The sequence below is a fragment of the Cloacibacillus sp. genome (assembly GCA_036655895.1).
Classification (GTDB): Bacteria; Synergistota; Synergistia; order Synergistales; family Synergistaceae; genus JAVVPF01.
In genome coordinates this window covers 1-9381 of sequence record JAVVPF010000049.1, presented here as the reverse complement: position 1 = coordinate 9381, position 9381 = coordinate 1, and the positions used below count along the sequence as shown (strand labels likewise).

General features: G+C 54.5%; 9 protein-coding genes. 4 read left to right on the top strand and 5 right to left on the bottom strand.

Features of this window, described 5'->3' with window-relative positions; translation table 11 throughout:
* From yqeC to RRY12_11730, 4 genes are all read right to left on the bottom strand, one after another.
* Window positions 1–622 (bottom strand): selenium cofactor biosynthesis protein YqeC (yqeC, locus tag RRY12_11745; protein ID MEG2185345.1); only part of this gene is annotated, 622 nt, incomplete at its 3' end.
* A 48-nt stretch (window positions 623–670) separates the two neighbouring features.
* Entirely contained in the window at window positions 671–1846 is a 1176-nt protein-coding gene (locus tag RRY12_11740; protein ID MEG2185344.1) for a SpoIIE family protein phosphatase, read from the bottom strand.
* On the bottom strand, window positions 1839–3575 hold the full coding sequence (locus RRY12_11735; GenBank protein ID MEG2185343.1) for a [Fe-Fe] hydrogenase large subunit C-terminal domain-containing protein: 1737 nt from the start codon (window positions 3573–3575) through the stop codon (window positions 1839–1841). Before RRY12_11735 ends, RRY12_11740 begins: the two co-directional genes overlap by 8 nt.
* Window positions 3572–3820 carry a (2Fe-2S) ferredoxin domain-containing protein gene (locus RRY12_11730; protein MEG2185342.1) on the bottom strand — a complete coding sequence of 83 codons (249 nt, stop codon included), beginning with the start codon at window positions 3818–3820 and terminating at the stop codon, window positions 3572–3574. Before RRY12_11730 ends, RRY12_11735 begins: the two co-directional genes overlap by 4 nt.
* Window positions 3821–4151: 331 nt before the next feature.
* Between RRY12_11730 and RRY12_11725 the strand changes: the two genes are divergently transcribed.
* Genes RRY12_11725 through RRY12_11715 form a run of 3 tightly spaced genes read left to right on the top strand, consistent with a single transcriptional unit; the run spans window position 4152 to window position 7578 of the window.
* Complete coding sequence (locus tag RRY12_11725) at window positions 4152–4640, top strand: hypothetical protein (GenBank protein ID MEG2185341.1); 489 nt, start codon at window positions 4152–4154, stop codon at window positions 4638–4640.
* Window positions 4637–4993 (top strand): prepilin-type N-terminal cleavage/methylation domain-containing protein, encoded by a 357-nt coding sequence (locus tag RRY12_11720; GenBank protein MEG2185340.1) that lies wholly within the window; start codon window positions 4637–4639, stop codon window positions 4991–4993. Before RRY12_11725 ends, RRY12_11720 begins: the two co-directional genes overlap by 4 nt.
* A complete protein-coding gene (locus RRY12_11715) occupies window positions 4993–7578 on the top strand; it encodes a prepilin-type N-terminal cleavage/methylation domain-containing protein (GenBank protein ID MEG2185339.1) in 2586 nt (861 codons plus the stop codon). Before RRY12_11720 ends, RRY12_11715 begins: the two co-directional genes overlap by 1 nt.
* Window positions 7579–7610: 32 nt before the next feature.
* On the opposite strand, the gene RRY12_11710 is transcribed toward RRY12_11715, so the two are convergent.
* The gene (locus RRY12_11710; GenBank protein ID MEG2185338.1) at window positions 7611–8822 is read right to left on the bottom strand and encodes a phosphodiester glycosidase family protein; all 1212 of its coding nucleotides are present in this window, start codon (window positions 8820–8822) and stop codon (window positions 7611–7613) included.
* 214 nt (window positions 8823–9036) lie between these two features.
* Between RRY12_11710 and RRY12_11705 the strand changes: the two genes are divergently transcribed.
* The coding region (locus RRY12_11705) for a transcriptional repressor (protein ID MEG2185337.1) at window positions 9037–9381 on the top strand (345 nt) is incomplete at its 3' end.

Genomic DNA, 9381 nt, shown 5'->3' with positions numbered 1-9381 from the left:
TTTTGAGCGGCCCGTTTTCGTGCGTCAGGTATTTCATAAAAAGCGGCAAAGAGAGGGCGCAGCCTGCGGCCGCGCCGTGTTCTGCGCAAAACTCCACGGCGCGAAAGACGCTAGCCTCGCAGACCGGCGCAAAGAGCGCGTCTGCGCCCGCCACGGCAAAAAGCACGTCCGTCCTCTGCGGCACCGGCGGCTCCCAGCTTTCGTAATGTTTTACCGAACGGCCGCGCGAACCGTCGCATTCGGCAATTACGAGGCGTTCGTCTTGGAGCGCCTTTATCGCGGAAAGCTCCTCCGGCTCGTATCCGACAAGCTTTTCGCCCGCGGCTGCTGCGGCGGCCGCAATCATTGCGGGGCGGCGCGTATTTCGCAGAAGCTCGCAGGCAAAGCAAAGCGGCCCGACGACGACGTTCGCGCACTCTTCGGGCTTAGGCTTGAATATTTTCGTCGTCGTGGTAAGCAGCACGGGACACGCCGCGCAAAGCGCGGCGCCAAGCCCGTAAAGCAGCGAGCTTTTGCCGCCGCCGCCCGTCATGGCAACAAGCGAGGCTTGCGCCTCGGTGAGTATTTCAGAAAGCGTGCCAAAAAGCGGCGCGCCGCGATACTTCTGCGCGGCGAAGCTCATGCTCCCACGCGCTCCGTCCCGCGTTTTGTTTGCCGCGCCGCCAAAGGCTCAGTAATATTTTTTCTCAACTCTGCGTCCTATACGCTCCATAGCCGCCCCCAGGTCGTCCAGCAGACGCGACTTTACGCGCAGTTCGGTTGGAAAGTCCGGGTTCTGATGCGCCGGATTGACGGCTTTTCCTATGAAGAGCCGCAGGTCCGTGCATTCCTCAACCAGCACGCGCGCCAGCTTCGCCGCTCCGTCCTGCGCGTCGAGCTGTTTCGTGCGCGCTGGCAGCGCCCGCGTATCGGCGCAGGCTTCAAGCAGCTCTATCGTCCTTTTCAGCGTCAGCACGCCCTCCGTCACCATATCTATGCCCTCGATGCTTGCGGTGGGCGGCAGGTCGCTGTCGGTGTAGTCGATGTTGACGTGGAGCGGGCGCTTTAACTCGCGCGAAAGTATCTCGGAGCTGGTGCCGCCGCTTACGACGTGCATGCCGTTTGAGTTCATATAGTCCTCTACTAGCCGCTTGTCATCCTCCGGATTTTTCGGCGGGCCGGAAAAGAGATTGACCGTCTTAGGCCGCAGTATGTGCGCCACGGATACCGTGGTGTCGTCGCCGGGCTTGCCGAGGTAAAGATCCTTCGCCACAGTAAGCACGCTTTCTATGACGCGCGGCGCGGAAAGTTTTTTGCCGCACGGTTCGCAGAGGTAGGCGGCGACCTCGTCGCAGCCCCAGCCGAAGGAGAGCGTCTCTCCCATGCCAGCCTGGGTCACACCGTCGCTTACAATGACGAAATAGTCGCCCGGCTCCGCTTTGAAACGCGCCTCGCGGATGAGCTTGCCCTCTATCGTCTTTTCCTCGTATTCAAACGGGAGATGCCGTCCGTCGCGTATCATCATGCAGGGCGGGTTGTCGTACTCCGTCAGGTATCCGTCTCCGTTCTTCGCTATGTGCAGTATCATGAAGGTGGAGTAGGCGATGCCTCTGTATTTGCAGACCGGCAGCGTATGCGCGATGGTGTCCACCGTGTCTTCTATCGTCGCGCCGCGGCTTATCATCGTGGAGATTATCTTTGAGGTGAGCGTCGAAAGGATGTTTGCCTTGACGCCGCTTCCCAGCCCGTCCGAAAGCACAAGGAGCACTCCGTCAGGCGAGTTTATTACCTGAACGCGGTCGCCGCAGAGTTCTTCGTTTTTTTTGTTGAGGCTGTTGTAACAGGTATCTATGCAGAGACTATCCATTTTTTGCGCCGTCATATACGATCAGGTCCTTGAGTTTGGTAAGCGTCACTTTGGTCTCCGCCGTCGTCTCGCCAAGCAGGCTCGCTATCTCCTGCGCTACGGTCATCTGTTTGTCGATGACGTTCTGCGCCATCTCCATCGTGTCCATCTTCAGTTTGTTGACGGCCTCCATCTCGCGCTCCTGCCTCGTGACGTCGTGCAGGAAGGCGATGGCCAGTCCCTGTTCCGGCGCGTATATGACGGTCTGGTTCACGGTGATGCCGCGTTCCGGGTAGTCCGCCTTATGCTGCGGAACGCTCTCCTCGCCGTCTATCGCCAGCGCGAAGTCCAACGGGTCGAGGAACTCGTCTATGCGCCGTCCCACTATTTCATTCTTCATACGGCCGAAAAGCTGCTGCGCCGCTAGGTTGCATTCCTTTATCGTCATATTTTTATCCACGGCGATGATATAGTCCGGGCTTACGGAGAGCGTGACGTTTGCGAGCGTCTCCGATATTTGGCTCATATAAGGCATACACATATAAAGCTCGGCCTTGCCCTGATAGACGGCGACGGCCTTGTCGCGGCAGGTCCGGTAGCCGCAGCTTCCGCAGTTCAGCTCCTGCGCCGGAGTCGTCTTGCCTATCTGCGCCATTATCGCGCGGATCTCCGACTCGTCCGGAATCTCTTCTTTGACCGGCGCGGGGACTATGCGGTGGGCGAGGTCAAGGCACGCGGCCTCTTCCTCTTTTATTTCTTTTATCTCCTTCACGCCGTCCAGATAACGCAGCATATCAAGGCTCGTGCTTATCGGGTGATACTCCGTATCCGGCTTTTCCGGGCCGTTGACGCAGCTTCCAAAACAGGCGGAGGCCTCCACAAAACAGTTGTGTATGCGGCCTTCGCGCATCTCCTCCAGCAGCTCTATCAGATCCTTCGCGCCCTGTACGCTGAGGAAGGTATATTTTTGAAGCGCCTTTGAATCGGCGGGGAGGTTCGCCTTCACGTCCTTCACGATGCCGTCAAATACTGGGTAGACGGCGGAGGCGCTTGCGTCGTTGCCGAAAAAGCCCTCTTCGCATTTGTCCAGTTCGATATTCTTGATGGAGAGCCATATCGCAAGCTGCTTGAAGGTGACTACGCCGTCGATATAGGGCCTCTCTGCCGTGCGCGCCTCCTCTATCTTAGAGATACAGGGCGCGAAAAAGACGACGAGCGCCTCTTCTCCGTATTTCTTTTTTAAAAGCGCGCCGTGCGCCTCCATCGGAGAAATGACCGGCGCAAGCTGGCCCGTCAGCTCTGGAAAATATTTCTGCACCAAAAAGACCGTCGTCGGGCAGCAGGTGCTTATCATATTGTCCGGCCCGCAGCCTTCAAGTATCCGAGCATATTCAAGCGTCACGGCGTGCGCGCCGACAGAGGTCTCCTCCACCGCGTCAAAGCCCAGCTCCTTCAGCGCGCCCGCAAGCCGCAGACGGTTGGCCGCGCCAAACGACGCGACATAGGAGGGCGCAAGCGCCGCCACCTTCACGCGCCGGCTCTCGCTCACCGCCTCTTTTATCGCCGAAATGTCATGGATGAGGGACTTTGCGTGCTGCGGACAGTTGCGTATGCAGCGCCCGCAGAGGATGCACTCGTTTTCCAACACCTCTACGTGGTTGTCGCTGTACTTTATTGATTTCACGGGGCATACCTTAAGGCACTTGTAGCAGTTCTTGCAGTTCGCCTCCGCCACATTTATATATTTCATTTCAAACCACCCGCTATGACGTTGTCAAAGAAACTTTCCACTTCGTCGGGCATGACGAAATGAGTTTCGCCGTTCACCTTAACAGAGACGCCGGGAACCTCGCAGCGCCCCATGCAGAAAGAGCCGGAAAGCTTCACCGATTCCGAGAGCCCGCGCTCCGCAACCAGCCGTGTAAGCCCTTCGACCACCGTTTTCGCCCCCTTGAGATGGCAGGAGCTTCCGACACAAACTATAACCTCAGTCATCTGTAGTCCTCCAAAGCCTTTAAGAGTCATTGCATTTTTCAACACCGATACGTCACCATTTCATAACTATTATACACTGAAAGAACGGACGATGGTGAAGGATTTCACAGAATGACGGGCAAATGACGGGCGGAGAAAGCCTCTTGCGAAAGCGGCGCGCAAAGGCGCAAAGCAGACTCAAGCCCGCCGCGTATCTTCGCAAATCGTTGTACAATGTATGGCACTTATGCGATAATATCAATGGTACCGCGGGCGCGCGCTCCCGCTTGCGCTGCACTATCAACGCAAAACAAAAGGCGCAATGAAATCTGGACTTTAAGGCTGTGATGTTATGAAAATAAACGACGAATACAAACAAAAGGCGCACGGCGCGCGGCACAGAGGCGCGGCCACGGTGATCACCGTGCTCATCTGCTTCATACTTTTGCTGAGCCTTTGCGCCGTCATTTTAAATATAGGAACGCTCACTAAAAAAACAGAAATATTCCAGAACGAGCAGCTCGTAAAAGAACGGCTCGCCTACGCCGCGCGCTCCTTCGCAAACATCGCCGCCGAAGCCGTCATAAGCGGCGACATCACCTCCGCCGACTTCAGCGCGGAAAAATTAAAGACCGGCGTCACCGCGGAGGCTGAGATAACAGACCCTGCGACAAAGGTCACCATCTACACCAAAACGACAATAAAAAAAACGTATGGCTACGACAACTACACCGTAGCCTCCGAGGCCTCCGACACGAAGGACTTTAAAGGCAGCGTCGCAAAAATCGCCGCCTCGTTCAACCTCGGCGGCAAAAAAATAACATGGAGCGCCCCCCAGTGAGAAGGCGCGGATTTTCACTCCCAGAGACGCTTATCGCAGCCATCCTGCTCACGGTGGGAGTGGCGGCGGTGGCTGCCACCATCATTCTTTCGCTCCGTATGATAGTGGACTCAGAGGCCGCCACCATAGCGCAGCAGTCGCTGAGAAACGACGCGGAAAAATATCTGTTAAAAAGAAGCCTGCTCCACGAAGACGCCCCCGAAACTTCGGACAAGGTGACAAAAACGAACTCCAGCGCAAAATTGGAGTTCTCAGACGGCGGCACGGCAAAAACTATAAACTACTCCGTCTACCGCTACATGCTGCCGGGACGCACGTCGGCCCCGATATATATAGCCGTGAGGGATAAATAATGAACAGAAAAAAGGCCTTTACTCTCGTAGAGATACTTGTAGCCATGATAATCTCAATGGTCGTCATCGTCGCCGTGCTTGTGACGATGCGCCAGTCGCTCAATATTTACGACATAGCCGAAGCCGCGGGCGTCGCCATCAACGACGCGCGCTACACCTCCGACGCCTTCTACCGTCGGTGCGCCTCGGACATAAACAACGTGCCGCTTCAATACCACGATAGCTCCCGAATGGACACTATAAAAATCCTTGGTGCCGTGCCACCCACGGCGGCGCAAAACGAGCACTACATATTCCTCTCAAACGGCGTCGTGACAGAAAGAAACAAAGACGGCGACCTTCCGTTTGAAGGCTCCGAGCACATAAAAGAACTGTCGTTTTCGATGCCGCAATCTGATGCCGCCTCCGACGACAAAAACTACATACTGAAAACCTCCTTCACCTCCGAATACAAAAACAAAGAGCACAAGGTCGAAATAGAGCTGGGCCTCTTCAACGCCCCCGGCAAGCAGGGCAATATCTCCGGCGACCTCTACGCCGGGCCGGTGCTCTTTTACATCACCCAGGGAACCGACTACACCGTAACAGATATAAAGATATTCAACGGAGCGACAGACGTAAGCAACAAAAAGGATGTCTTGAAAACAGAGGTAAAGGAGCTTACGGCCAAGTACACTCTTCAAGCTGACGACGCGTCAAACCTCACAGACGAATCTCTGGTTGAATGGTATATCTCAGGCGGCACAGAAGCCTCTGCCGATATATCCACAGAGCCTCCAAATTCATCCATTATAGGCAGAAAATATTGGAAATTGACCGACGCAGCAGGAGATCCGCTCTTGGGTCAAACTATTGCGGTTAGCGGGGACTTTTACATCTCCACAGCCTCTGGAAAAATAAAATGGGATGGTGGCGGCTACGGCGTAATAAAATGCCGCGTCATACCAAAAGCGGCCGGTTTTCCTGAGAAGGAACCGGTATGGGGACCGTTTGTAGAACTGACCGCGGAAAACAATCAAAGTCCGTTCTGGAGGGACTGGATCAAGTTTCTTGAAACGGGAGAAAATACAGACGACATATACTCCACACCAGATTCATCTGTTAAGCTGGAAATATCGACAGACGGAGAGAAGGTCGTTAGGATCAACCCAAATGGGGGCAACAATGCGCCTGCGCTTGTCGCGACCGTAGCGTTAAAATATATCGCAGAAGCCAGGCGAAACAGCCTTGAAAATGACAATCCTGGCGGAAAAAAGAAAACGTCGTTCTCTTCCATATCCAATTATTCCATAATCGTTGAGGCGGAAAACGTGGACGTCGCGGGCTACGGGCTGCTGCTAAACGGAAGGGACAATAAGAACAAGGCCGCTACTCCATCAGAGCTTCTGTATGGGTACGTACTACAGTATGACAACGCTCGAAAATCATTTCCGATTCGCCTGTTTATCCGGAATGTACAGACATACAATGCAGGGAGCGGCAGCTGGCCGACTACAGACGACAAGACATCCGTTACAACTTTAACCTCACAGGAGATACCTTATGGCGGCGCGAAGTGGTACTCCTCGTATGGAGTAATGCCTGCCGGAAACAATCTTGAGTATTCTCCAAGATATATGCAGAATAAACTATTTTATGGCGGAAACGATTTCATGAGTGACATCTTCACGCAACGCACACGCGTCATGTACACCATACTCGAATATTATATGGACGGCAAAAAAGAAGAACCGCATTATATCGTTAGGATGAAGTACCTTAAACCCAAAAAGGAAGTTATCGACAAACTTTCTGATAAAGACAGAACGGCGCTTGAAGCGAGAGATCCTTTTTATATCGGGCCAGATTTCTATTATTCAGAACCAGTATGGTACGGCCGCTTCGTCTCTGAGATACCACAATCTCCAGAGCCGGAAGAGACCCCGAATGAGAAGAAAACCTATCAATTCACCGTCTGCAATTTCAGTGACTTTAACAATCAACTAATAAATATCGCAAAGCATATCCTCGACTGGGGCGGCGGCAATGCAACGCCATGGTATCCCATGAAACTGCATTATGTCGGAGGCTATAATGACCAGACAAAAAAAGATGTCACTGTTATTGCAAGGGGCATGGAGATGAACGTACGGGAACAGATGGGCAACACTAAATGGGGCACGGAGGACAAAAACATCATAAAAACATTATACTCCATGCCTATGGATGACTTTCCCCTCAATCGGCCCAAAACTGGGATCCGTCTCTGGGGAGGAAATGAAAATTCCGTAGGCGTAAAAGTTTACAACATAGACCTTGTTCCCGGTTTTTCTAAAAAAGAGCTGCAGGCTATTATGCCGGCCGGGGCTTCCGTTTATACAATGAAAGATTTGACGACGCCAGCAGAACAAAAGTTGATATGGTACAATCCTTTGGAATACGGTTTTGAAAACAGCACAGATTTTTTGCTCACCGATGAAAACGTACTGTTATTTAGATGGATCTCCTCTAACGGCAATGGCAACTATTCCGGAATCAAAAACGGCATCATGGGCATCCAATATACGAAAGATGCTAAAAAATGGTTCGGCTTCGGAGGAAAATAAAACCGCTGGATACCCCTTATGGCCTCGCCGCGCTAGTTTCTTACTCCCGCGCCCGGCTCGAACATCAGTATCGCGTACGGGATGGGGCGTTCCATATCTTTTGCGTTGCTTGGCAGCGTGAAGGTCATGCCGCGCCACCAGAGGGAGCTTGAGCCGCCTCCGTCAAGATTCAGCGCCTCCTTCATCGCAAGCGAGGCCATAAAGGAGCGAAGCTCCGGCATCGTGAGGCCGACGCTGTGCATGTTGTCGCGCCCGTCTATTACGCCCCAATAGATACGCTTGCCGTCGCTGCCTACGAAGGTGCGCGGATGACGGAAGTTCAGGACGTTCGGCTGGATGTTTTCCGTGTTCTGCGCGGGCGCGCCGTCCTTCATCAGCAGAGGCCCTGCCTGGAGCACCTCTGTGTATTTGTCGTATTCGCGGATGGCGGATATGTTGCCTGAAACTTTCCCATCGATGAACTTATATTCTCCCTCTGCCGTCCACGCGAAGGCGGAGCGGTTGGGCCAGAATTTCACGTTGTCGGAATACCCCTGCCGGCGCAGCACGCCGATGGGCTTCGCGCCGGCAAAGTAGCCTCCGTTTATGCCGCCCACGACGCCGTAATTTTCGGCGGCGATGGTGGCAAGCGCCGCCTTTTTCGCGCCTATCATAACGGCGGTCGCTATCTGCGTCGGAGTCTTATTCATATCTACAGCCAGTATGGCGGCAAAGAGCGGCTCGTTGACGCCGTTTTTCATGTCGCCGTTTGCCGGGCCTCCCGGCGTGCCTACGCCGCGTTTTATGAGCAAGAGCTCCGTCCCCTCCCATGGAAACGAGGCGCGCATCCCGACGCTCTTTTTACAGTAGTTGAGCCACGTCGCCATCGCCTTCACGTCGTCGTCGGAAAGCGGCGCGGCGAGGTCTTTCAGCATCTCGGCCGGAGCCTGCGGCTTCATGTGTGAGGCGATGTAGGAAACGCCCTCCACCTCGGGCCACTCCGGCAGCAGCGCCGCCTGGTCCACCGCGGTGACGGCGAAGCCCCAGCCCATAGATTCAAGCGCGAGGCGCAGAGCGTCGGCGCGCGTGATGTCGCCCGCGGGCTTTGAAAGATATTTATCCGGCGTCGCGCGCCCAAGGCTCTGCTCAATGACCGGCAAAAGCTGCGCCTTAGTAACAGCGGAGGCGGCAAGCGGGGCCGCGCCCGCAAGCGAGATACAAAGGACGGCGGCCGCCGCCGCTTTTGCATAATTTATAAATTTCATAGCTATAGTGCATCTCCATTTCGGGAGTCCATTTGTAAAAACAGGCTCTGATTTATTTTTCATCTTTATATTCTATACCAACCCAGCGATATCGCAAAGGTTTTATGCCTATCCGCACCGCGCGGCCATAAGTTCTGCGCGCGGCGTTGCGATTTTGCGGAGGATATGTTATAAATGAATATGGAATTGAATTTCATATTGGAGAAAATAAATCATGGGGACACGGGGACGCTACAGGACAAAAAATCATGAGACGCTTCTTGCGCTGCTAAAGGAGCATCCGGCGCGCTGCTTTTCGGTGGACGACCTGTGCGGCCTGCTTGAGGCGCGCGGGGCGAAGATTGGGCGCACTACCGTCTACCGGCAGCTTGAGGCGCTCGCCTCCGACAACGCCGTGCTCAAATATATCGCGGAGAAGGGCGACGGCGCCACCTACCGCCTCGGCGCGGAGGGCTGCACGGCGCACCTTCATTTAAAATGTTTGGACTGCGGGGGCGTGACGCACCTTGACTGCGGGACGGCGGACGATTTTAGCCGTCATCTGAAGGAGGACCACTCC

What these genes read in the sequence shown, in the direction of transcription:
- RRY12_11740 (MEG2185344.1), bottom strand. Translation starts at nt 1,846, where the DNA reads ATGGATAGTCTCTGCATAGATACCTGTTACAACAGCCTCAACAAAAAA.
- RRY12_11735 (MEG2185343.1), bottom strand. Translation starts at nt 3,575, where the DNA reads ATGAAATATATAAATGTGGCGGAGGCGAACTGCAAGAACTGCTACAAG.
- RRY12_11730 (MEG2185342.1), bottom strand. Translation starts at nt 3,820, where the DNA reads ATGACTGAGGTTATAGTTTGTGTCGGAAGCTCCTGCCATCTCAAGGGG.
- RRY12_11725 (MEG2185341.1), top strand. Translation starts at nt 4,152, where the DNA reads ATGAAAATAAACGACGAATACAAACAAAAGGCGCACGGCGCGCGGCAC.
- RRY12_11715 (MEG2185339.1), top strand. Translation starts at nt 4,993, where the DNA reads ATGAACAGAAAAAAGGCCTTTACTCTCGTAGAGATACTTGTAGCCATG.
- RRY12_11710 (MEG2185338.1), bottom strand. Translation starts at nt 8,822, where the DNA reads ATGAAATTTATAAATTATGCAAAAGCGGCGGCGGCCGCCGTCCTTTGT.